General features: G+C 63.9%; 21 protein-coding genes. 12 read left to right on the forward strand and 9 right to left on the reverse strand.

From position 1 onward, the window contains the following. Nucleotides 1-45 precede the first annotated feature (45 nt). The 9 genes from G7Z99_RS04910 to G7Z99_RS04950 all read right to left on the reverse strand — a co-directional run bounded on the left by G7Z99_RS04910 (nucleotide 46) and on the right by G7Z99_RS04950 (nucleotide 8,171). Complete coding sequence (locus G7Z99_RS04910; protein ID WP_181092465.1) at nucleotides 46-855, reverse strand: DUF3050 domain-containing protein; 810 nt, start codon at nucleotides 853-855, stop codon at nucleotides 46-48. A 49-nt stretch (nucleotides 856-904) separates the two neighbouring features. Continuing rightward, nucleotides 905-1,750 carry a fatty acid desaturase family protein gene (locus G7Z99_RS04915; protein ID WP_258196955.1) on the reverse strand — a complete coding sequence of 282 codons (846 nt, stop codon included), beginning with the start codon at nucleotides 1,748-1,750 and terminating at the stop codon, nucleotides 905-907. A gap of 98 nt (nucleotides 1,751-1,848) precedes the next feature. Next, the gene (locus G7Z99_RS04920) at nucleotides 1,849-2,676 is read right to left on the reverse strand and encodes an SDR family NAD(P)-dependent oxidoreductase (protein WP_181092467.1); all 828 of its coding nucleotides are present in this window, start codon (nucleotides 2,674-2,676) and stop codon (nucleotides 1,849-1,851) included. Next, on the reverse strand, nucleotides 2,673-3,815 hold the full coding sequence (locus G7Z99_RS04925) for an acyl-CoA dehydrogenase family protein (RefSeq protein ID WP_181092468.1): 1,143 nt from the start codon (nucleotides 3,813-3,815) through the stop codon (nucleotides 2,673-2,675). Before G7Z99_RS04925 ends, G7Z99_RS04920 begins: the two co-directional genes overlap by 4 nt. Before the next feature lie 4 nt (nucleotides 3,816-3,819). After that, the gene (locus G7Z99_RS04930) at nucleotides 3,820-4,263 is read right to left on the reverse strand and encodes a type II toxin-antitoxin system RatA family toxin (protein ID WP_181092469.1); all 444 of its coding nucleotides are present in this window, start codon (nucleotides 4,261-4,263) and stop codon (nucleotides 3,820-3,822) included. Further along, nucleotides 4,260-5,438 carry an aspartate aminotransferase family protein gene (locus G7Z99_RS04935; RefSeq protein ID WP_258196956.1) on the reverse strand — a complete coding sequence of 393 codons (1,179 nt, stop codon included), beginning with the start codon at nucleotides 5,436-5,438 and terminating at the stop codon, nucleotides 4,260-4,262. Before G7Z99_RS04935 ends, G7Z99_RS04930 begins: the two co-directional genes overlap by 4 nt. A gap of 104 nt (nucleotides 5,439-5,542) precedes the next feature. Beyond that, entirely contained in the window at nucleotides 5,543-6,616 is a 1,074-nt protein-coding gene (locus G7Z99_RS04940; RefSeq protein ID WP_181092471.1) for an SDR family oxidoreductase, read from the reverse strand. 181 nt (nucleotides 6,617-6,797) lie between these two features. Beyond that, nucleotides 6,798-7,523, reverse strand: coding sequence for an AraC family transcriptional regulator (locus G7Z99_RS04945; RefSeq protein WP_181092472.1), 726 nt, complete (start codon nucleotides 7,521-7,523; stop codon nucleotides 6,798-6,800). A 243-nt stretch (nucleotides 7,524-7,766) separates the two neighbouring features. Next, nucleotides 7,767-8,171 (reverse strand): YkgJ family cysteine cluster protein, encoded by a 405-nt coding sequence (locus G7Z99_RS04950; RefSeq protein WP_060395248.1) that lies wholly within the window; start codon nucleotides 8,169-8,171, stop codon nucleotides 7,767-7,769. Between the two features lie 180 nt (nucleotides 8,172-8,351). Here G7Z99_RS04950 and G7Z99_RS04955 point away from each other — a divergent pair, with 180 nt between their 5' ends. From G7Z99_RS04955 to G7Z99_RS05010, 12 genes are all read left to right on the forward strand, one after another. Next, nucleotides 8,352-10,802, forward strand: a complete 2,451-nt coding sequence (locus G7Z99_RS04955; protein ID WP_181092473.1) for a glycogen/starch/alpha-glucan phosphorylase — start codon at nucleotides 8,352-8,354, stop codon at nucleotides 10,800-10,802. A gap of 222 nt (nucleotides 10,803-11,024) precedes the next feature. Then, entirely contained in the window at nucleotides 11,025-12,035 is a 1,011-nt protein-coding gene (locus G7Z99_RS04960) for a class 1 fructose-bisphosphatase (protein WP_181092474.1), read from the forward strand. Nucleotides 12,036-12,038: 3 nt separating this feature from the next. Continuing rightward, a complete protein-coding gene (locus tag G7Z99_RS04965; RefSeq protein WP_181092475.1) occupies nucleotides 12,039-12,635 on the forward strand; it encodes a DUF924 family protein in 597 nt (198 codons plus the stop codon). A gap of 391 nt (nucleotides 12,636-13,026) precedes the next feature. Beyond that, nucleotides 13,027-13,284 carry an outer membrane protein assembly factor BamE domain-containing protein gene (gene bamE, locus G7Z99_RS04970; RefSeq protein ID WP_181092476.1) on the forward strand — a complete coding sequence of 86 codons (258 nt, stop codon included), beginning with the start codon at nucleotides 13,027-13,029 and terminating at the stop codon, nucleotides 13,282-13,284. Beyond that, entirely contained in the window at nucleotides 13,281-13,853 is a 573-nt protein-coding gene (locus tag G7Z99_RS04975; protein WP_181092477.1) for a lipocalin family protein, read from the forward strand. The genes bamE and G7Z99_RS04975 overlap by 4 nt, the downstream gene beginning before the upstream one ends. A 134-nt stretch (nucleotides 13,854-13,987) precedes the next feature. Continuing rightward, the gene (pip, locus tag G7Z99_RS04980; RefSeq protein WP_181092478.1) at nucleotides 13,988-14,959 is read left to right on the forward strand and encodes a prolyl aminopeptidase; all 972 of its coding nucleotides are present in this window, start codon (nucleotides 13,988-13,990) and stop codon (nucleotides 14,957-14,959) included. After that, entirely contained in the window at nucleotides 14,956-15,393 is a 438-nt protein-coding gene (dtd, locus tag G7Z99_RS04985) for a D-aminoacyl-tRNA deacylase (RefSeq protein WP_181092479.1), read from the forward strand. The genes pip and dtd overlap by 4 nt, the downstream gene beginning before the upstream one ends. A gap of 262 nt (nucleotides 15,394-15,655) precedes the next feature. Further along, nucleotides 15,656-17,380, forward strand: a complete 1,725-nt coding sequence (locus tag G7Z99_RS04990; protein ID WP_308812278.1) for a glucan biosynthesis protein G — start codon at nucleotides 15,656-15,658, stop codon at nucleotides 17,378-17,380. Then, entirely contained in the window at nucleotides 17,373-19,949 is a 2,577-nt protein-coding gene (gene mdoH, locus G7Z99_RS04995) for a glucans biosynthesis glucosyltransferase MdoH (RefSeq protein ID WP_181092481.1), read from the forward strand. Before G7Z99_RS04990 ends, mdoH begins: the two co-directional genes overlap by 8 nt. 224 nt (nucleotides 19,950-20,173) lie before the next feature. Continuing rightward, nucleotides 20,174-20,974 (forward strand): transporter substrate-binding domain-containing protein, encoded by an 801-nt coding sequence (locus tag G7Z99_RS05000; protein ID WP_181092482.1) that lies wholly within the window; start codon nucleotides 20,174-20,176, stop codon nucleotides 20,972-20,974. Nucleotides 20,975-21,051: 77 nt separating this feature from the next. Next, complete coding sequence (locus tag G7Z99_RS05005; RefSeq protein WP_181092483.1) at nucleotides 21,052-22,014, forward strand: amino acid ABC transporter permease; 963 nt, start codon at nucleotides 21,052-21,054, stop codon at nucleotides 22,012-22,014. Next, nucleotides 22,007-22,741 carry an amino acid ABC transporter ATP-binding protein gene (locus tag G7Z99_RS05010; RefSeq protein WP_181092503.1) on the forward strand — a complete coding sequence of 245 codons (735 nt, stop codon included), beginning with the start codon at nucleotides 22,007-22,009 and terminating at the stop codon, nucleotides 22,739-22,741. The genes G7Z99_RS05005 and G7Z99_RS05010 overlap by 8 nt, the downstream gene beginning before the upstream one ends. Nucleotides 22,742-22,909 lie beyond the last annotated feature (168 nt).

Below are 22,909 nucleotides of genomic sequence, written 5' to 3' on the forward strand. Positions count from 1 at the left end.
TCCATGCACATGGAAGGTGCCGTGACGTCGAGCGTCACGAGGCGATCAGACGCTGACGGCGAGCCGAGCGTGGGTCTCATGGGGACGCGTTGCTGGCGCGGCTTGTCCCATCAGGTGCTGGACACCGTCCCACAACGCAATTCGCGAGACGATCGCGCTGCGAGCGTTCTCGACCATATTGCGGTGCTGCTCTGGCGTGGTGACGATCTCCGCGATGATGCGTTTGGCGGCCGGCCCATGATCATCACCGTCCATCTCGATATGGCGCTTGAGGTAGTAAGTGAACATAGGGGCATCGGCCTCGCTGACCGACCATTCCTTGAGCAGTCCCCCGAACATGTCGGGGATGATGTCTTCACGACCGAAGAAGAAATACGCCAAGACCGCCTCGGTAGCACCGTGCTGCGCCACGTCGAGCGTCTGACAGACGAAGACCTTCGCCGGCAGTGGAATGCGCGGGTCGGCAAGGGCTTTGGCCAGGGACTCGCCAGACTGGATGGTGGCCAGGAAGCGGCGGAATACCGATGTGTCGGCGCCGATTTCTTCCATGGCGATCAGGTAAAGGTCCAAGTGACTGATGAAGCCACCGTCAGGGTGCTCGTCGGTTTCCTCGCCCACGACGATCTCGTTGATCAGGCGCGCTGCCGTGATGTGCGTAGGCGGCACCCAAGGCAGGTTCACGCATGTAAGGTCACGCTGGATGCGCTTGAGTAGCGTCATGAAGTCCCAGACTGCAAACACATGGATTTCCATCAGCGTGCGCACGTCTTCGACAGTGCGAATGCCTGCAAACAAGGGGTGCGTGAACAGTTGCTCGCGCTCATGCGCGATGTGGCTATCGATGTCGAACGACATAGGTGCTCCTGCGGCCTGATGGTCAGGCACGTTGTCCATGAGGTTGGGGTCAGTGTCTTGCGCTGTAGGGGTGGCGTCCCGAGGCATACCGGAACGCCCTGAGAAAACCGGGTTCGAGCAAATGCTGCTTGTCGGCGTACCAGCCCTGTTCGATCAGTTGTCGATGCACGCGTGGCAGGCGCCAGCAGGGCACACTCGGATAAAGGTGGTGCTCCAGGTGATAGTTCGCTCCAGCATGCAGCCACGTGCTCAGGCGCGAGGTGCGCGAGCGCGCAGGCGGCGCATCATGGTCAGAACTGAAGGCATGCTCCTGATAGGCATTCATTGCCGACACCAGAAAGGCCACCGTCAAGGCTACGGCTACGCCGGTCAGGAGGCCGTCGAATTGAAAGGTCGCCAAGCCGTACACGCTCAGCCAACTCACCTGGCCGATCAGGTTGCAACGCGCCAGGCGACGAACTTCAAGGGCCTGCATGGGAAGCGGCGATGGCGTGGCCAGGGGGCCGAACGCCAGTTTGCCGGTGGCCAGCAGGTACCGTAGCGTGGCGACCAGGCGTGACAGGGTGATCCGGCTCACGAGCGTGCGATAGCGCGAGAACAGTCGATAGTCCGGATCCTGGTCACTGTTGCTATGGCGATGATGCTGCCAGTGGTCGACGAAGTAACCGGTGACGCAGAAGCCTGGAAGTGACGAGCTGACCCAAACGCCCAGGTAGCAACTGCGCAGTGCGTTACGGCTGAGATTGAAGTGAAAGCCTTCATGACCCAGGATCGCCAGCAAGAACAATCCATAACCCGCCACCGCCAACAAAGGTGAGCACAGCAGCATCCGACCTGTCGAGCCGCCGCCGGCAAGGAATACGAAAAGCCCCAGCGGCACCAGGTAGAGCGACAAGGCGTAGGCGACGATCAGCGCCGACTCGCTCGATCGCGGCTTGAAGAGCGCACGGTCGAGGCGCAAGGGCGGTTTGAGTGCGACGGCCATGGCTGCGGTCAGTCGATCAATTCGGGCTTGAGCACCAGATGACCGCCACGGGTCAGGGTGCGCAGCCGCAGGGCGATGAAGGCATCGACCACGCTGGGCACGATCCGGGCGGTGTACATCGCCAGCGTGCCCATGAACGTCAACCCGCGGTTGCGCAACCCCTTGCGGGTACAGGCCCGCACCAGCCCATCGGAAGCCGCGTCGAGCGTTTCTTCCAGCGACAGCAACGTCCGCTCGCCGGATTTGAAGGTGACCAAGCGCTTGACGGACAACCCGACCCGCTGTGCCGGTACGTGAATGGCGGTATCGATGAAGCCTGGGAAGACGGTCACAATGTCCAGCTGCCCACGGTACTGCATGCGCAGCACGTCCGAATAGGCCGCCAGTGCGCGCTTGCTGGTGGCGTAGGCGGCGACGTAGGGGGCGTTCACCAATGCGAACAGCGAAGATACATTGACGACCTTGCCGCGTTTTCGCAGCAACCCCGGCAGCAGCTCGGAGACCAGCTGCCAAGGCGCGAACAGATTGATGTCGAGCGCCCGAGTCACGTCTGGGGTGATGCCGGTTTCAGCGCGCTCCAAGGTCAGCGTGCCCGCGTTGTTGACGAGGATGTCGATGTCGCCGACATCGGCAGTCAGCGAGGCGACCACGGCAGATACCGCCGCACGGTTCGCCAGGTCGACTTGATAGAACGCATCCAGCCCGTCGTTTGCCAGAGGCGGCAGAATGTCCAGACCGATGACCGTCGCGCCCAGTTGCTTGAGTTTGATGGCGGTCGCCTGGCCAAGGCCGCGGCTGTTACCCGTGAGGACGACGATCTTGCCTTGCAGGTTCATGGATGCACTCCGGCGATGCTGAAGGTTGAGTGAGAAAGGTAGGTATCGAGGTTGTGTGCCATCGACAGACGGGCAGGGGGATGGAACTGCAGTCCACGGCAGGCCAGCAGGCCGTTGGAACTGTCGGCGCTGGTGATGAAGGCCAGGCCACCCAGCATCGAGTGGGCCTGGTCGGACATCTCGATGAGCAATTGCTCGATGCCGTAGCGCACTAGCAGCAGGCGTGCGAGCACACCTGCCAGATCCTGGGGTCGGCGTTCGACGTCTTGCGCCAGGCCTTCCAGCGCGCTCATGGCCAACTGCAGCTTGGCCGCCAGTTCGACGCGGTGATGCGCTGTCCAGCGCTCTGCCTCGACAACGCGCTCGATCAGGCCAGCGCAGGCGCCGACATAAGAGGCGGTGATCAGCAGTTCGAACCAGACGAAACCGATCATCTGCACATCGCCGAGTCGATGCTTGTAGCCGGCTGAAAACAGCATCCGCTCAGGCACCAGAACATCATCCAGACGCACCTCGATACTCTGGGCTGCGCCCAGTGCAGCGTTGTGCCAAAACGCATGACGGCTGATTCCGGAGGCATTGGCCGGTATCAGCGCGACCATCAGTTCCTCGCCATCGACACCCTGGCGCGTATAGCTGGCGGTGAGCAGGTCCATGGACTCGCCAAGGCAGCAGGGCTTCTTGCTGCCGGTCAGTCGCACACCCTCGGGCACGGCCCGAGCACGCATGTTCGAGTCCAGGATGCCGGCGCCGGATTGACCTTCGGCGAACCCCGATGACAACAGCAGACGATTCTGGGCGATCGCGGCCAGCAGCAGCCCTTCGGCACCGCTACCGTCCTGGGTGAGCGCCAACAGGCTGGCGACCGAGAACTGGTGCATGGTGCTGGCCACGGCCAGGGAGGGCGAGCGAGCGCCCAGCGCGATCTGCACATGCACAGCGTCAGCGACGCTTGCCCCTTGGCCACCGGCTGCGGTCGCGACCAGCAGGCCGACCGGCCCATGCCGTTTGAACAGTCCGATCACATCGCTGGTAGGTGATTCGCGCTGGGCGAACTCGAGAGCGGCCAGGCGCGCATCGAACTCGGGTGCATAGCGCTCGAGCGCAGCACGGGCAGGGTTCAGCAAGGACAGGGTCATGGGGTCAAGCCTTCACGTGGCTTGTTGGGAACAAGCCGGTAATGATCGAATGGATGTTGTCCCGGATGGCCTTTTGCGCCACTGGATCGAGCATGTCGGCCAACATCGGCAGACCCAGATCGAAGTGCGACTGAAAGTGCACGAGTGTGTCCTTGCCCTCGGTCATGACGTGCCAGCTGCCCGAAAAATGATCGACATCGCCTGCGATCTGCTCGAAATGGATCGTGCGTCGCTCGGTGTCGAAGGTGTCGCGCTCTTGCCATTTGAGGATGCCGCTGTGGAAATTGACCTCCCAGGAAGTCAGCGAAACCTGGTCATCTACCGGCTCGACGACGATGCTTCTGACCGAGTCGCACAGCGTCATGTAGTTGCCAAAGTCGCGAATGACGGAAAACACCTCATCTGCGCAGGCGTGGGGAATGTGGGCGTGGACGGTGACTTCTTTCATACGGACTCCAGTGTTCGATGGGTTGGTACGCAGGCGGCCAATGCCCGGCCAAAGCCCTCGACCAGCCAGTGGCAGTCCTCGGCGCTCAGCAGTGGGGAAGGGGTGAGGCGGATCACACGATGGTCGTTGAGCGAATGGCAGACGATGATGCGTTGTTCGAGTAAGGCCATGACCATGTCTGCAGCCACCGAGGCCTCCTCGAACTCCAAGCCCAGCAGCAGCCCGGCACTGCGAAGGTGCACGCGGTCGTCGAGCCCCATACGATCGAGTAGGTCGAACAGGCGCGCATGCAGGTGCTGACCCAGCGTCTGCGCACGCTCGACCAGGCCGTCCTGTTGCATCACTTGCAACGTGGCGCGTACAGCTGCCATGGCCAACGGGTTGGCGCCAAAGGTCGTGGTGTGGAGCGTCGGATTGCGGTTGAAGGGTGCATAGACCGTAGGCGTGGCGACCATTGCCGCCACAGGTACGCAACCCCCTGAAAGGCTCTTGCCGACCAGCATGATGTCAGGCGCCACTTGTTCATGGTCGCAGGCCCACCAGCGCCCCGTGCGCCCGAGTCCGGACTGAATCTCGTCGAAGATCAGCAGGGCGTCGTACCGATCGCAGAGCGCACGCACTTCGGCCAGGTAGCCTGGTGGCGGCAGGATCACGCCGGCCTCGGCTTGAACCGGCTCGAGGATCACGCAGGCCCGCTCGGCGCTTCGTGCCAGTGTCTGTTCCAACGCACGTGCATCGCCATAAGGCACGAACGCGTGCTGCCCGATCAGGCCATCGAAGGGCGCGCGGTAGCTTTCTCTGCCGGTGACGGCAAGAGACCCCAGCGTTTTGCCATGGAACCCGCCTTCGGTCGATAGCACGCGGCGGCAACCATTGACCCGGGCCAGTTTCAGCGCAGCCTCGGTGGCTTCGGTGCCAGAGTTGCAAAAGAACACATATTGCAGATCGCCAGGGCACACGGCCGCCAGCGCTTGTGCGGCGAATGCCTGCTCGGGGTTGAGCAGCACCTTGCTCGCCAAGGCGTTACGCTGCAATTGTCGTGTGACGGCGGCTACTACGGTCGGGTGGCCGTGCCCCAGGAAAAACACCCCGTACCCGCCGACATCCAGGTAACGACGTCCCTGGTCGTCCTCGATGTAGACGCCCTGGCTCGACTGTTCGACGGGCAAGTTCATCAAGGAAGCCAATCGTGCATAGCCAGCGTTGACGTATTGACGAAAGCATTGCTCGACTGATGGCGGCTCAGTGAAGGCTGGAATCTTCTCGCTCGGCACCGGGTTCATTGCAGGGCCTCCGAGAGGGCTGAGGCACTGGTTGGCGCTGGCTGCCTGAGCATGCGCGTCAATGCGCCGAGCTTGGGCGCCAAGTGGTTCAGCGACAGCAGCAGCTCGCGGCTGACGTCACGTGCCGCCCATTGCTCAGGCGTCAACAGTTCAGCCAGGGAGCTGGGCAGTGGCTGGACGAGGCTGGCATAGCGACATAACTGATGCGCGCGTCCCAGCGCAGCGCGCACGTTCTCGCTCAGCGCAGGCAGGAACACCGGACGTACCAGCCGCTCGTAGACATCGGGTGCCATGCAGCGTGGGCGGGTGAAGGGCGCGGCCTGGCTGTGCATGGACTGACACATCAGGTCCAGCAGGCTGGTCAGCCTCAACGCACCATGGCCACTGGTGAGGTAGTAATCCTCGCCGATCAGTCTGCGCGCCAATGCATTGGCAATGGCCTGGGCTGCAACATCACGAGCGATCAGGTCGACATGGCCTTCCTCAGGGCAGGGCACGATGGGCAAGAAGCCCGACATCATCAGCCCCATGGTCATGTGAAAGCCTTGGAAGTTGGGCATGCGCCCCGTGTTGGCATCGCCGATGATGATCGATGGGCGGAATATCGAGACATCGATGCCTGACGTGCGCACCAATACCTCGGCCTGCCGCTTGGCGACCTCGTAAGGCGTTTCCGTCTGAACCCCATCTGCATACTCGCAGGGATGAGTAAATGCCGTACTGATGTGATAAAGCGGAACGCCCGCTTGCTGCACGAACCGCACGACGTGCTCGGTGCCTAGGTAATTGACTGAAAAGATCTGATCGATTTCGCCATCCAGCCGTGTAATGGCGGCGGCATGGATGACCCAGTCCACCTGAGACAGGAGACGCTCATGGGTCGCCTCGTCAAGACCAAGCCGCGGTAAGCAAATATCGCCCTGGATCGACTCAACCTTGGGATGAAGAATACGACTCTTGCGCGCCAGACAAATGAGGTGATGATCGTTCGCCAGTCGGTCGATCAACGATTCGCCGAGCACCCCGGCCCCTCCTGTCAGGAGGATGGTAAGCTTCTGAGGGTCTGACATGGGGTCGCTTCCTGCGGACTCGTCTAAGAAAAGGTCTGTGCGCCTTGCCAGGCAAAGACGAGGCTATCCATGGCATGTGCGCGAACACTCACCTCCAGGCCGTTTTCGAATGTCGCGGCGGACAGTCTTCGGTATCAGAAGTTCAGGTGAGTCGAACGCGACGCATATTGGCGCGATGACATCATGGCGTCTTGAACGAAACGCTTGTATTTCTCAACACCGACGCCGCTGTGCTGGGCGTCATGCCAATCATTCGTCGCATCATGCGCGCGAGGTGTGCTTGGTCGGCAAAGCCGCCCTCGATCGCTGCATCGGAGAGGGTGGCGCCATTGGCGAGAGATCGGGAGGCCCGTTCGAGCTTGTGCCAGATGAGCCATTGCGACAGCGAGACACCCAGTTGCCGGGTAGCCACGCAGCGCAAGCGTGGGCCCGACAGGCCGACCGCTTGTGCTACCCGCGTGACGCAACCTGGGCCACTACGATCCTGGCGGAGCAGGTGCAAGGCTTTTCGCAGTCGCTGGTCCATGGGGGTGTCGATGGCGAGCAGGCGCTCGAGCGACTCGATGGCGCCGGGAAGAGAGTCTGCTGTACGAAAGCACTCGATGAGCGCGTCGCTGGCCAGGGCGATACTGTCGTCGAGCAGCGCGCTCAAGGCACGGCCAAGGGCGATGTCGGGGCTGACGTAGATGAATGCGACCGCATGTGGACCCGGTATGGCGCGATGCTCGACGTTCGGGCCAATGATGACGCCGGGTGCATGCAGCAGGCGATCGGGCAGCTCGAGCGTGATGTCATGGCCAAGTCCGATACAGAGCTGGATGGCAACATGCGAATGGGCACTGTTTTGATCGGTGCGCCCGATATAACCTGCCCATGAATCACCGAACGTAACGCTGCCATCCCACATGTAACGCCTTCCTGCCCTGGACGATGTGAAACCCCGTGGTGACGAAGCGAGCACGCGACGCAGCTGCCACGCTTGACGAAGGCATCTCCGGTCGCCTTCGCCGCACGCCTGATCCTTCCGAAGGAAGTGAGCGGCGGCATAGTATAGGCAATCGATTATTGTTTGCGAGCACCGCCAGATGCCCGGTGTCTGGCAGCCGGCGCCCGTCTCCAGGCGATGGCCACTCCCTCTCGTGTGGCAGGGTCAGCGCGTCGCAGCCTTTGGCTTGTAGGCGCAGTAGCCTGGCCGCGGACCTACCCGCGGGTGATTGCGGCAGGTGTCCGGGCGCTTGTCATAGATGGTGCACAGGCGGCTCTTTCTGTCCAGGTACAGGCAGTCGTCGTTGCTCATGCGGGTCAGGGTGAAGATGCCGGATTTCTGATTGAAACGCTCGACGATGCCGTCCTTCTGCAGGCGCTTGGCCACGTTCTTCGGTGGCTCGTCCTTCTCGAACTCGTCCACCACGCCAATGCGGATCAGGTCGCGGATCTTCACTTCCACCGGCAGCGTGCAGCAGGTGGAATGGCAGCCACCACACATGTGGCTGGCGTAACGTTGCCAGGTGTCCAGGCGGTCCACTTCGGCGGCGGCAATCAGGGTCGGTTTCATCAGGATAGGCAAGGTCAGGCGGGGTGGGCGCGCGATCATACCGAAATCGCTCAATAAGTGAACAACCTTTCGCCGGTTGACCGCCCTGCAAGAAACTCGAACCGAGCCTGGCTGGATGTGTCGAAGCGTCTAGGCTCACTCTTTTCATCGCATGTTAGTCGGCTGGCTCGAGGACGGTGTATGTCTCAGGATCTCAATACGCGTGACGCGGAGGTGGCGGCATTCCGCGCCGCTGTACTGGATAAGTTGACCTATGCGGTCGGCAAGGACCCGGAGCATGCCTTCGAGCATGACTGGTTCGAGGCGGTCGCGCTGGCCGCACGCGATCACATGGTCGATCACTGGATGGACCATACCCGTCAGGCCTACCGACGCAGCCAGAAGCGCGTGTATTACCTCTCACTGGAGTTCCTGATCGGCCGGCTGCTGTACGACAGCCTCAACAACCTCGGCCTGCTGGACATTGCCCGTGAGGCGATGGACGGCCTGGACGTGGACCTGGAACGCATCCGCCTGCTCGAGCCCGATGCGGCGCTGGGCAACGGCGGCCTCGGGCGCCTGGCGGCGTGCTTCATGGAGAGCATGTCGACCCTGGGCATCGCTGCCCACGGTTATGGCATCCGCTACGAGCATGGCCTGTTCCGGCAGGCGCTGGTCGATGGCTGGCAGCAGGAGCAGACCGAGAACTGGCTGGATTTCGGCAACCCGTGGGAGTTCGAGCGCGCCGAGGTGATCTACCCGATCAGCTTCGGAGGCAGTGTCGAAACCGTCACCGATGCCGAGGGCCAGCAGCGGCAGATCTGGACACCGGGTGAAACGGTGCGTGCCGTAGCCTATGACACGCCTGTCGTCGGCTGGCGTGGTGCCAGCGTCAACACCTTGCGCCTGTGGCGTGCACGGGCGCTGGAGGAGCTGCACCTGGAGCGCTTCAACGCCGGTGACCACTTGGGCGCCGTGGCCGAAGTCGCGCGTGCCGAGAGCATCTCGCGCGTGCTGTACCCGGCCGACAGCACCGAGGCCGGTCAGGAATTGCGCCTGCGCCAGGAGTATTTCTTCGTCTCGGCGTCGCTGCAGGACCTGTTGCGTCGCCACCTGACCATGCACGACTCCCTGCTGAACCTGCCCGATGCGGCGGCCATCCAGCTCAACGACACGCACCCGTCGATCGCCGTGGCCGAGCTGATGCGCCAGCTGGTCGACCTGCACGAGATCCCGTGGGACACGGCCTGGGACCTGACCGTCAACACCCTGGCCTACACCAACCACACCCTGTTGCCCGAAGCGCTGGAGACCTGGCAGGTGTCGCTGATGGAGCGCATGCTGCCGCGGCACATGCAGATCATCTACCTGATCAACGCCTACCACATCGATGCCGTGCGCGCCAAAGGGCTGCACGACTTCGAACTGCTGCGCGCCGTCTCGCTGATCGAGGAAGATAACGGCCGCCGGGTGCGCATGGGCAACCTGGCGTTCCTGGGCTCGCACAGCGTCAACGGCGTCTCGGCGCTGCACACCAAGCTGATGCGCAACACGGTGTTCGCCGACTTGCACCGGCTCTACCCGGAGCGCATCAACAACAAGACCAATGGCGTGACCTTCCGCCGCTGGCTATACCAGTCCAATCCGCAACTGACCGACATGCTCGTGGAAGCACTGGGGCCGGACTTCAAGGACGACCCACAGCGGCGCCTGGTCGACCTGGCACCGTTCGCTGAAAAGACCGCCTTCCGTCGCCAGTTCGCCGAGCAGCGGCTGCACAGCAAGCGTGCCCTGGCCAGCATCATCCAGGAGCGCGTCGGCGTCACCGTCAACCCGGAGGCGTTGTTCGACGTCCAGGTCAAGCGGATCCACGAGTACAAGCGCCAATTGCTCAACCTGCTGCACACCGTGGCGCTGTACCAGGCCATGCGCGCCGAGCCGGAAACCCAGTGGGCGCCGCGGGTGAAGATCTTCGCCGGCAAGGCGGCGGCCAGCTATCACCAGGCCAAGCTGATCATCAAGCTGACCAACGACATCGCCCGGGTGGTCAACAACGACCCGACCGTGCGCGGCCTGTTGAAGGTGGTATTCCTGCCCAACTACAACGTCAGCCTGGCCGAAAGCATCATTCCGGCGGCCGACCTGTCCGAGCAGATTTCCACCGCCGGCTACGAAGCCTCGGGCACCAGCAACATGAAGTTCGGCCTCAACGGGGCCCTGACCATCGGCACCCTCGATGGCGCCAACGTCGAAATGAGCGAGCAGGTCGGGATGGACAACCTGTTCATCTTCGGCCTGACGGCCCAGCAGGTGGAGGCGCGCCGCCGCAGCGGCGACTTCGGCGCCAGCCAGGCGATCGCGGCCTCGCGTCGGCTCAGCGACGTGCTCGAGGCCATCCGCGGTGGTGTGTTCTCCCCGGACGATCCGTCGCGTTACATCGGCCTGGTCGATTCGCTGGTGGCTTACGATCGGTTCCTGGTCTGCGCCGACTTCGACGCCTACTGGGATGCCCAGCGCCAGGTCGAGGCGCTCTGGCATCAGCCTCAGGCGTGGTGGCGCAAGGCGGTGCTCAACACCGCCCACATGGGCTGGTTCTCCTCCGACCGGACCATCCGTGAGTACGCCGCCGAGATCTGGCACGCACTGGACTGAGCGCGACAGGGGAAAGGGCGCGGGGGCATGGACAGTTGCCCCCTCGAGTGCTGAACTACCCAGGCGGCGCGTCGTCAGATGCGCCGGACCCTGTCTCGCCCTCCACCTGACCCTTCGCCCAGGCGATCGCGCGGGTGGGCGGGCCGGCGACAGCTCGCTAGCCTTCGACACTCCCTGTAGACTGCATGGGTTTATCGACCCCATTCCCTTCCGGAGCCACACATGTCCCGCGTTACCCTGAGTCGCTATTTGATTGAGCAGACCCGCAGCAACAATACCCCTGCCGATCTGCGTTTCCTGATCGAAGTGGTGGCGCGTGCGTGCAAGGAGATCAGCCACAACGTGTCCAAGGGCGCCCTGGGTGGTGTGCTGGGCAGCATGGGCACCGAAAACGTGCAGGGCGAGGTGCAGAAGAAGCTCGACGTGATTTCCAACGAGATCCTGCTCGAAGCCAACGAATGGGGCGGTCACCTGGCCGGCATGGCGTCCGAAGAGATGGACAACGCTTACCAGATCCCGGGCCGCTACCCGAAAGGTGCCTATCTGCTGGTCTTCGACCCGCTCGACGGTTCGTCGAACATCGACGTCAACGTGTCGGTCGGCACCATCTTCTCCGTGCTGCGGTGCCCGAACGAGTACCTGAGCCAGAACGAAACCCTGAACGAGCAGGCCTTCCTGCAGCCAGGCACCCAACAAGTGGCGGCCGGCTACGCCATCTATGGTCCGCAGACCATGCTGGTGCTGACCCTGGGCAACGGTGTCATCGGTTTCACCCTGGATCGCGAGCTGGGCAGCTTCGTGCTGACCCACGAGAACATCCAGGTCCCGGAGACCACCGCCGAATTCGCCATCAACATGTCCAACCAGCGTCACTGGGAAGCGCCGGTGCAGCGTTACGTGGGTGAGCTGCTGGCGGGCGAGACCGGCCCGTTGAAGAAGAACTACAACATGCGCTGGATCGCCTCGATGGTGGCCGACGTGCACCGGATCCTCACCCGTGGCGGCCTGTTCATGTACCCGCGCGACGCCCGTGACCCGTCCAAGCCGGGCAAGCTGCGCCTGATGTACGAAGCCAACCCGATGTCGTTCATCATCGAGCAGGCAGGCGGTGCCTCCACCACCGGTCTCGAGCGCATCCTCGACATCCAGCCGGAAAGCCTGCACCAGCGCGTCTCGGTGATCCTCGGCTCGAAGCAGGAAGTCGAGCGCGTCACGGCCTATCACAAGGAGTAAGCCATGCTCGCACCTTGGCAGCCGTTGCTCGAGTGGTGGTTCGGTTGGGGCACCAGTGCCCAGGCCGTGGCCGACGAGAAAAGCACGCTGTGGTTCGGCAAGCACCACGATGCCGAAGCGCACGAGCGCTTCGGCGAGTGGGTCGAGCAGGCGCTGGACGGTGGCCTGGACGAATGGCAGCAGAGTCCGCAGGGTTGGCTGGGGCTGATCCTGCTGCTCGACCAGTTGCCGCGCATGATCTACCGCGACACGCCACGTGCGTTCGAGGGTGATCGTCGCGCCCAGGTGGTGGCCATGCAGGGTTTGCAGCAGAACTGGGATTACCAGCTGCTGCCGATCCAGCGAGCGTTCGTGCTGCTGGTGCTGGAGCATTCCGAGGTGCTCGACTGGCAGCAGTTGAGCGTGGAGCGCCATCAGGCCCTGCTCGGCGAGCAGCCTGACAGCCAACGCCGGCTGTTCGAAGGCTTCCTCGATTATGCCGAGCAGCACCAACGCATCATCGAACGCTTCGGCCGGTTCCCGCACCGCAACCTGGTGCTGGGACGCCCGAGTACCAGCGAAGAGATGGACTTCCTGCTGGAGCCGGGTTCACGGTTCTAGCGGCCTGTGAGTCGGTGAGCGCCCGCTGACCGACGCTCGGGCGGTGCCTATCCTGGCTATCGCTGGCAAGCCAGCTCCCACAGGGGCCATGTAGCCTGCCAGGAAGCAGGATGGCTCAGCCCTCTTGTGGAAGCCAGGAAGCAAGATGGCTCAGCCCTTTTGTGGAAGCCAGGAAACAGGATGGCTCAGCCCCCTGTGGGAGCGGGCTTGCCCGCGATGAGCGCGGCAAGCACCCGTGCAGTGCCAGACAGCCAATACCATGCAGCGCCATGGGCCGCTTCGTCACCCCAGGTCCCTCGCAAAAATCACCCTCCTCGGGAACCAATGAGTCCTCTCTGCATCCAAGGCCCCTGCAGGTCGACCGCCTGTGTCTTTTCCAGGAGCCTCGTGCATGCCTTCCTTGCGTTCCCTCATCCTCTTGTCGCTGTGCGTTGCCTTGGCGGCCTGCAGCAAGCTCACCCAGGAAAACTACGCCAAGCTCAAGGCGGGCATGACGCGTGTCCAGGTCGAGCAATTGCTCGGCAAGCCGACCGAGTGCTCCGGTGCCCTAGGCATCAGCAGCTGCACCTGGGGCGATGAGACGCGCTTCATCAGCGTGCAGTACGCATCGGACCGCGTGGTGATGTACGCAGGGCAGGGGCTCCAGTGAGCCGCCTGCGCGCCAGCGTGATCGCAGGCCTGCTCCTGCTTCTCGGCGGCTGCGCCGCGTCTGCCGTGGACAGCCTGGCGCCGCGCACGGCAGGCCACATCGATCTCAAGCGTTACCAGGGCAAATGGTTCGAGCTGGCGCACTTGCCGCTGCGCCTCGAACAAGACTGTGCCCAAGCCGAAACCCACTACAACGTCCGTGCCGATGGCTCGCTGGGTGTGCTCAACCGGTGCCGTACGCTGGACGATCGCTGGAGCAGCGCCCAGGGCGGCGCCTGGCGCCAGGCGCCCGAGCGCACCGACCGGTTCTGGATCGCGTTCGACCGGGGCCTCGCCCACCTGATACCCAGCCTGGCGAGGCGCGAATACTGGGTGCTCTATGTCGACGAGCGCTACCAGCAAGCGATCGTCGGCAGCCCCGACCGCAGGTCGCTGTGGATCCTCTCGCGCACGCCCGCGCTGGCGGTGGTCGAGCGTGAACGGCTGCTGGCCAGGGCCCGTCAGCAAGGCTATGACACCACCCGCCTGGTCTGGCGCGTGGCCGACCGCGACATCGCCCGGCTCGACTGAGCCCTTCGGTGCGCCCGGCGGACGGACCGGGCCGGGCCGCGTCGTCTGCAGGGCATGTGCACGGCACGCATGCTCAAAGCGTGATTCGGGTTTATGATGGCGATGGCCATCCAAATCCTCACACGGAGTGCGTAATGCAGACCTTGTATCCGCAGATCAAACCCTACGCCCGGCATGACCTGGCCGTGGAAGCGCCGCATGTGCTGTATGTCGACGAGAGTGGCTCGCCGGAGGGTCTGCCGGTGGTCTTCATCCATGGCGGGCCTGGCGCGGGTTGCGATGCGCAGAGTCGCTGCTACTTCGACCCCAATGTCTACCGTATCGTCACGTTCGACCAGCGAGGCTGCGGGCGCTCCACGCCGCATGCCAGCCTGGAGAACAACACCACCTGGCATCTGGTCGAAGACCTCGAGCGCATCCGCGAGCACCTGGGCATCGACAAGTGGGTGCTGTTCGGCGGTTCGTGGGGGTCGACCCTGGCGCTGGCCTACGCCCAGACGCACCCTGACCGTGTGCATGGCCTGATCCTGCGAGGCATTTTCCTGTGCCGCCCCCAGGAGATCCAGTGGTTCTACCAGGAAGGCGCCAGCCGCCTGTTCCCCGATTACTGGCAAGACTACATCGCACCCATCCCGCCCGAAGAGCGCGGCGACCTGGTCAGCGCCTTCCACCGTCGCCTGACCGGCAATGACCAGATCGCCCAGATGCACGCGGCCAAGGCCTGGTCGATCTGGGAGGGCCGGACCGCTACCCTGAGGCCCAACCCCCTGGTGGTCGACCGCTTCTCCGAGCCGCAGCGCGCCTTGTCGATCGCTCGCATCGAAAGCCACTACTTCATGAACGACGCTTTCCTCGAGGACAACCAGCTGATCCGCGACGTCCACAAGATCGCCCACCTGCCGGCAGTGATCGTGCACGGGCGCTACGACGTCATCTGCCCATTGGACAACGCCTGGGAACTGCACCAGGCCTGGCCCAACAGCGAGCTGAAGGTCATCCGGGACGCCGGTCATGCCGCCTCCGAGCCGGGCATCACCGACGCGCTGGTCCGGGCCGCCGAGCAGATGGCGCGTCGCCTGCTCGACTTGCCGCTGGACGAAGCATGAAGGCGTTGATCCAGCGGGTGCGTCAGGCCAGGGTCGAGGTGGCGGGGGAGGTGGTCGGCGCGATCGATCAGGGGCTGCTGGCCCTGGTCGCGGTCGAACCGGACGATACGCGCGAGCACGCTGACAAGCTGCTGCACAAACTGCTCAACTACCGTGTGTTCAGCGATGCCCAGGGCAAGATGAACCTGTCGCTCAAGGACTGTGCAGGCGGGCTGCTGCTGGTCTCGCAATTCACCCTGGCTGCGGACACCCGAAGCGGCATGCGTCCGAGCTTTTCCAGCGCCGCGCCACCGGCCCTGGGCGCCGAGTTGTTCGACTACCTGCTGGCCCAGGCCCGGGCCGCACACGACCCGGTGGGCAGTGGCCGTTTCGGTGCCGACATGCAGGTTCACCTGGTCAACGATGGCCCGGTCACCTTCCTGTTACAAATATGAAGCAGGCATCCGCCGCAGGGACTTGGAAAACGGCCGTTTAGGCGTTAAATAGTTCGTCGCGCCTGATGCGTTGTCACGCGGGCTGCTGGATAATCGCGCGCTGCGTGGGCCTGCGTTCGCAGGTTCGTTTCATTCTGACTCGAGTACCGTCCGCGACCGTATGGGGAATCATTCAGCCCTTTCGGGGTCGGAACAGTGCTCGCCAACCCGGCATTGATCGCTGGCAGTTGGTTTCATGATCCGTTTTCGGCGAGGGTTGCTCGTGATTGTAAGTCCCTGTAACGCACCAAGAACCCCTGGCAATCGTCTGCGCAAGGCCCTGATGGCGAGTATCGCCCTGGCAGGTCTGTTGGGCAGTACCCCGCTGTGGGCGTTCAATCTTGATGATGTCGCAGCCAAGGCCAAGGATCTGGCTGGTCAGAAATTCGAGGCGCCCAAGAGCAATCTGCCCGCCGTGTTCCGCGACATGAAATTCGCGGACTACCAGAAGATCCACTTCCTGCGTGAAAAGGCCGAGTGGGCGGGCGACAAGACCCCGTTCAAACTGTCGTTCTATCACCAGGGCATGCACTTCGACACACCGGTGAAGATCAACGAGGTCACCGCCAGTACGGTCGAGGAAATCAAGTACGACCCGAGCCGTTTCGACTTCGGCGACCTGCAGTTCGACGCCAAGGCCACCGATCAGCTGGGCTACGCGGGCTTCCGTGTGCTCTACCCGATCAACAAGGCCGACAAGCAGGACGAGATCATGACCTTGCTCGGCGCCAGCTACTTCCGCGTGGTCGGCAAGGGTCAGACCTATGGCCTGTCGGCGCGTGGCCTGGCCATCGACACCGCCTTGCCCTCCGGCGAGGAGTTCCCGCGATTCCGCGAGTTCTGGATCGAACGTCCGAACCCGGGCGACAAGCACCTGGTGATCTACGCGCTGCTCGACTCGCCGCGTTCCACCGGGGCCTACAAGATGATCCTGCGGCCGGGTGACGACACCGTCGTCGACATCAAGTCGCGCGTCTACCTGCGTGACAAGGTCACCCGCCTGGGTGTCGCGCCGCTGACCAGCATGTTCCTGTTCGGCAGCAACCAGCCTTCCAAGGTACTGAACTACCGTCCGGCCCTGCACGACTCCGAAGGCCTGTCGATCCAGGCCGGCAACGGCGAATGGCTATGGCGCCCCCTGAACAACCCCAAGCACCTGGCCGTGAGCAACTTCACCGTGGAGAACCCGCGCGGGTTCGGCCTGCTGCAGCGTCAACGCGACTTCAGCCACTTCGAGGACCTGGACGACAACTACCAGACCCGTCCGAGCGCCTGGATCGAGCCGCGTGGCGACTGGGGCAAAGGCACCGTCGACCTGGTCGAGATCCCGACCGCCGACGAGACCAACGACAACATCGTGGCGTTCTGGAGCCCGCAGACCCTGCCGGAGCCAGGCCAGCCGATCGAGCATGACTACCGCCTGCACTGGACCCTCAACGAGGCGCAGTTCCACGCTCCCGAACTGGCCTGGGTCAAGCAGACGTTGCGTTCGACCGGTGACGTGAAGCAGTCCAACCTGATTCGCCAGCCCGATGGCAGCATCGCCTTCCTGGTCGATTTCGAAGGCCCGGTGCTGGCCGCCCTGCCGGAAGATACCGCCCTGCGTAGCCAGGTCAGCGTCGGCGACAACGCCGAGGTGGTCGAGAACAACCTGCGTTACAACCCGCAGACCAAAGGCTGGCGCCTGACGCTGCGCTTGAAGATCAAGGACGCGACCAAGGCCACCGAGATGCGCGCGGCGCTGCTGCGCGACGTGCCGGTCGAAGCCCCCAAGGACGCCCAGCCGGCCAAGGATGCCAAGCATGACAAGGCCGCAGCCAAGCATGCCAAGGCGACCAAGCCTGCCGAGCAACCTGCTGCCGAGGCAGCGCCCACCGACGGGAAACCGGCCACCACCGAAACGGTGCTGACCGAGACCTGGAGCTACCAGTTGCCTGCCGATGAGTAATGTGAGCGCGACATCCCAATCCCTGGGCGAGTACCTCGCCCACCTGCCGCTGAGCGATGAGCAGCGCGCCGAACTGGCCGACTGCACATCGTTCGACGAACTGCACCAGCGCCTGGCAGGCGTCACGCCGGGCCAGGTGGACGATGCCGCCCAGGGGTCGGTGGCGAGCCGCCTGACCCTGGGCACGGCGGCCGAGCTGGAAGACGCCGAGCTGCTGGGCGTCGACAGCCAGGGCCGTGTGAGCCTGAAGGTCGCGCCGCCGATCAAGCGTACCCACGTGCTGCCTGAACAGTGGCGCACCAACGTGCTGGTGCGCATCTGGCGCCGGCTCACGGGCAAGTCGGTCGACGCACAACCGCCCAAGCGCGACCCGGAGCTGCCCGCCGCGCGCTGGCGCTGGGTCGGCTCGGTGCGACGCTACATCCTGCTGGCTCTGATGATCGGCCAGACCTTGGTGGCTGGCTGGTACATGAAAGGCATCCTGCCTTACCAGGGCTGGTCGTTCGTCGACCTCAACGAAGTGGTCAACCAGCCGCTCTGGGACACCGTGGTGCAGGTCTGGCCGTACGCCTTGCAGACCAGCATCCTGATCCTGTTCGGGATTCTGTTCTGCTGGGTGTCGGCGGGCTTCTGGACGGCGCTGATGGGCTTTTTGGAACTGCTTACCGGGCGGGACAAATACCGTATTTCCGGCAGCAGCGCCGGCACCGAGCCGATCGCCCCGACGGCGCGTACCGCACTGGTGATGCCGATCTGCAACGAAGACGTGCCACGCGTGTTCGCCGGGCTGCGGGCGACCTTCGAGTCGGTGGCGCGCACGGGCGACCTGGATCGCTTCGACTTCTTCGTGCTGAGCGACACCAACGACCCCGACATCGCCGTCGCCGAGCAGCAGGCCTGGCTCGACCTGTGCCGCGAGACCAAAGGCTTCGGGCGCATCTTCTATCGCCGCCGTCGTCGTCGGGTCAAGCGCAAGAGCGGCAACCTCGACGACTTCTGCCGTCGCTGGGGGGGTGAGTACAAGTACATGGTGGTGCTCGACGCCGACAGCGTCATGAGCGGCGACTGCCTGACCAGCCTGGTGCGCCTGATGGAGGCCAACCCGGACGCCGGGATCATCCAGACCGCGCCGAAAGCCTCGGGCATGGACACCCTCTATGCACGCCTGCAGCAGTTCGCCACGCGGGTCTATGGCCCGCTGTTCACGGCCGGCCTGCACTTCTGGCAACTGGGTGAGTCGCACTATTGGGGGCACAATGCGATCATCCGCATGAAGCCTTTCATCGAGCACTGTGCGCTGGCACCGCTGCCGGGCAAGGGCGCGTTCGCTGGCGCCATCCTGTCCCACGACTTCGTCGAAGCGGCGCTGATGCGTCGGGCCGGCTGGGGCGTGTGGATCGCCTACGACCTGCCGGGCAGCTACGAAGAGCTGCCGCCAAACCTGCTCGACGAGCTCAAGCGTGACCGTCGCTGGTGCCACGGCAACCTGATGAACTTCCGCCTGTTCCTGGTCAAGGGCATGCACCCGGTGCACCGTGCGGTGTTCCTGACCGGCGTGATGTCCTACCTGTCGGCGCCGTTGTGGTTCTTCTTCCTGGTGCTGTCGACGGCGTTGCTGGCGACCAACACCTTGATGGAGCCGCAGTACTTCCTCGAGCCGTTCCAGCTGTATCCGTTGTGGCCGCAATGGCACCCGGAAAAGGCCATCGCCCTGTTCTCCACCACGGTCGTGCTGCTGTTCCTGCCCAAGCTGCTCAGCGTGGTGCTGATCTGGGTCAAGGGCGCCACCGAGTTCGGCGGGCGGATCAAGGTCACCCTGTCGATGCTGATCGAGATGCTGTTCTCGATGCTGCTGGCGCCGGTGCGCATGATCTTCCACACCCGGTTCGTGCTGGCCGCGTTCCTGGGCTGGGCCGCGACCTGGAACTCGCCGCAGCGTGACGACGACTCCACACCGTGGAGCGAGGCGATCAAGCGGCACGGCCCGCAGACCTTGCTCGGCTTCGCCTGGGCGGCGTTGGTGGCCTGGCTCAACCCGAGCTTCCTGTGGTGGCTGGCGCCCATCGTCGGTTCGCTGGTGCTGTCGATCCCGGTGTCGGTGATTTCCAGCCGCACGGGCCTGGGCCTGCGCGCCCGGGACGAAAAGCTGTTCCTGATCCCGGAGGAGTACGCACCGCCTCAGGAGCTGGTGGCCACCGATCAGTACACCCACGAGAACCGCTGGCATGCCCTGCGCGACGGCTTCGTGCGTGCCGTGGTCGACCCGGTGCAGAACGCCCTGGCCTGCGCCATGGCGACCGCTCGCCACGGCCAGGCCGAACCGATCGAAGCGCAGCGCCGACGCCATGTGGATAAAGCGCTGGAAGCCGGTCCCGAGCGTCTGGACGGGGCGACCCGCCTGGCCCTGCTCAGTGACCCGGTGGCGCTGTCGCGGCTGCATGCCGGTGTCTGGAGCGCGTACCCCTCGACCTGGATCGAGCGTTGGCGGTCGATCACCACCGACGCCCATTCGCCGAGCCTGCCGCTGCACCCTGAAGGCGAGCCAGCCTCGACGCTGGCCAACGCGTAGTCATCTGACGCGTCGCACCGAGGCCCGGAACCGGTAACGGTTCCGGGCTTTTTCATGCCTGCACGGTCCGCCTGTCATCGCCTTTCGGCTCACAAAGGCTCGCCTGCCTCTAGGTGACGGGCCGCGCATGCGTTAGCATCGCTTCCCGACAAAGCGGATCGGCCCGCCAGCCCGTGGGCCGACCAATAAAAAACGTTCGTCTTTCCTGTCTAGGGGACCTGGTCATGTTCAAGAAATACCTGTCGCGGCTTCTGCTGGGCGTCACGGCGCTGGCTGCGGTCTCGGCCGCCCAGGCGGGCGCCATCGACGACGCGGTCAAGCGCGGTACGCTGCGCGTAGGCATGGACCCGACCTACATGCCGTTCGAGATGACCAACAAGCGCGGTGAGATCATCGGCTTCGAAGTGGACATCCTCAAGGCCATGGCCAAGTCGATGGGCGTCAAGCTCGAGACGGTTTCCACCGCCTACGACGGCATCATCCCGGCCTTGCTGACCGACAAGTTCGACATGATCGGCAGCGGCATGACCCTGACACAGGAGCGCAACCTGCGCCTGAACTTCAGCGAACCCTTCATCGTGGTCGGCCAGACGCTGTTGATCCGCAAGGAGCTGGCGGGCGAGATCAAGTCGTACAAAGACTTGAACGATGCGAAGTACCGCATCACCTCCAAGCTCGGTACCACGGGCGAACTGATCGCCAAGAAGCTGATCGCCAAGGCGACGTACCACGGCTACGACAACGAGCCCGAGGCGGTCATGGACGTGGTCAACGGCAAGGCCGACGCCTTCGTCTACGATGCGCCCTACAACGTCGTGGCAGTGGACAAGGTCGGCGGCGGCAAGCTGGTGTACCTCGACGAGCCCTTCACCTTCGAGCCCCTGGCGTTCGGCCTGAAGAAGGGTGACTACGACAGCCTCAACTTCATCAACAACTTCCTGCACCAGATCAAGCATGACGGGACCTACGATCGTATCCACGACAAGTGGTTCAAGAACAAGGACTGGCTGAAGGACATGGAGTGAGTCTGGCGTACTGACCCATCGTTGACCCCAACGCGCAGGCCGGTCCTGCGCGTTCGCTTTTATGGAATGACCTGAACGTGATCAAACACAAGCAAGCCCGTTGGCCCTGGCATGGGCTGACGGCGCTGATCCTGGTGGGCCTGGCCGCGAGCCTGTACCTGGCCACCTCGATGATCTCCTACGAGTGGCGCTGGAACCGAGTGCCGCAGTATTTCGCCTACCAGGCCGAGGACGCCCAGCGCGCCGCCGACTACGGCACCGTGCAGGCCATCGCCGAACGAGGCGACAAGGCGCAGGTGACGCTCAAGGAGGAGGGCGGCGGTCAGCAGGTGCTGGACGTGGCCCGTGACAGCCTGCAGGTGAGCCAGGGCGACGACGTCGCCGAAGGCGACACGATCGGCGTCACCCGCAGCTGGAGCGCCGGCCCGTTGGTCTGGGGCCTGTGGACGACGGTCTGGCTGTCGGCGGTATCCGGCGTGCTGGGGCTGCTGATCGGGCTGCTGGCAGGGCTGTGCCGGTTGTCCGGCAACCCGACGCTGCAAGGCCTGTCCTCGATCTACGTCGAGCTCGTGCGCGGCACCCCGCTGCTGGTGCAGATCTTCATCTTCTACTTCTTCATCGGGACCGTGCTCAACTTGTCCCGGGAGTTCGCCGGTGTCGCCACGTTGGCGCTGTTCACCGGCGCCTACGTGGCCGAGATCGTGCGCGCCGGGGTGCAGTCGGTGGCCAAGGGACAGAGCGAGGCAGCGCGTTCGCTGGGCCTCAATGCTGGGCAGTCGATGCGTCATGTCATCCTGCCCCAGGCCTTCAAGCGCGTCCTGCCACCCTTGGCCGGGCAGTTCATCAGCCTGGTCAAGGACAGCTCCCTGGTGTCGGTCATCGCCATCACCGAGCTGACCAAGAGCGGGCGCGAGGTCATCACCACGTCGTTCTCGACCTTCGAGATCTGGTTCTGCGTGGCAGGCCTCTACCTGTTGATCAACCTGCCGCTGTCGCGATTGGCCAGCTGGCTCGAGCGGAGGCTTGCGCAAAGTGATTGAGGTTCAGAACCTGCTGAAAGTCTTCGATGCCCGAGGCCACGTGGTACGGGCGGTGGACCAGGTCAGTACGCGTGTCGCCAAGGGTGAGGTGGTCGTGGTGCTGGGGCCGTCAGGTTCTGGCAAGTCGACCTTCCTGCGCTGCCTGAATGGCCTGGAAGACTTCGACGCCGGGCATGTGGCGATCGCTGGCATCGCCCTCGACGACCCCAAGACCGACATCAACGCCTACCGCCGCGAAGTCGGCATGGTCTTCCAGCATTTCAACCTGTTCCCGCACATGACCGTGCTGGAGAACCTGTGCCTGGCGCAGAAGGTGGTGCGCAAGCGCGGCAAGGCCGAGCGCGAAGCCAAGGCGAAGGCGTTGCTGGAGAAGGTCGGGATCGGTGCCAAGGCCAACGAATACCCTTCCCGGCTGTCCGGGGGGCAACAGCAGCGCGTGGCCATTGCCCGTGCCCTGGCCATGGACCCGAAGGTGATGCTGTTCGACGAACCCACCTCGGCCCTGGACCCCGAGATGGTCGGTGAAGTGCTGGATGTGATGAAGACCCTGGCCCAGGAAGGCATGACCATGGTCTGCGTGACGCACGAGATGGGCTTCGCCCGCGAAGTGGCTGATCGCGTGCTGTTCTTCGACCATGGCAAGCTGCTGGAGGATTCGGCGCCACGCGAGTTCTTCGCTTCGCCAAAGGATCCACGGGCCCAGGCGTTCTTGCGGCAGGTGCTTTGAGCGCGACAAGTGGCAAGCTTCAAGCAGGCTGTGGCGACGAGACAACGTCTCGGGCTGCATGGGTGCTGTGGGACCTGGTTTGCCAGCGATAGCGTCTGTGCCGCGACGCTAGGGTTGGCAGGTATGGGCATGCGGCGAGGTTAGCGACGCCATCGCGGGCAAGCCCGC

The sequence above is a fragment of the Pseudomonas entomophila genome, from assembly GCF_013523165.1.
Classification (GTDB): domain Bacteria; phylum Pseudomonadota; class Gammaproteobacteria; order Pseudomonadales; family Pseudomonadaceae; genus Aquipseudomonas; species Aquipseudomonas entomophila_A.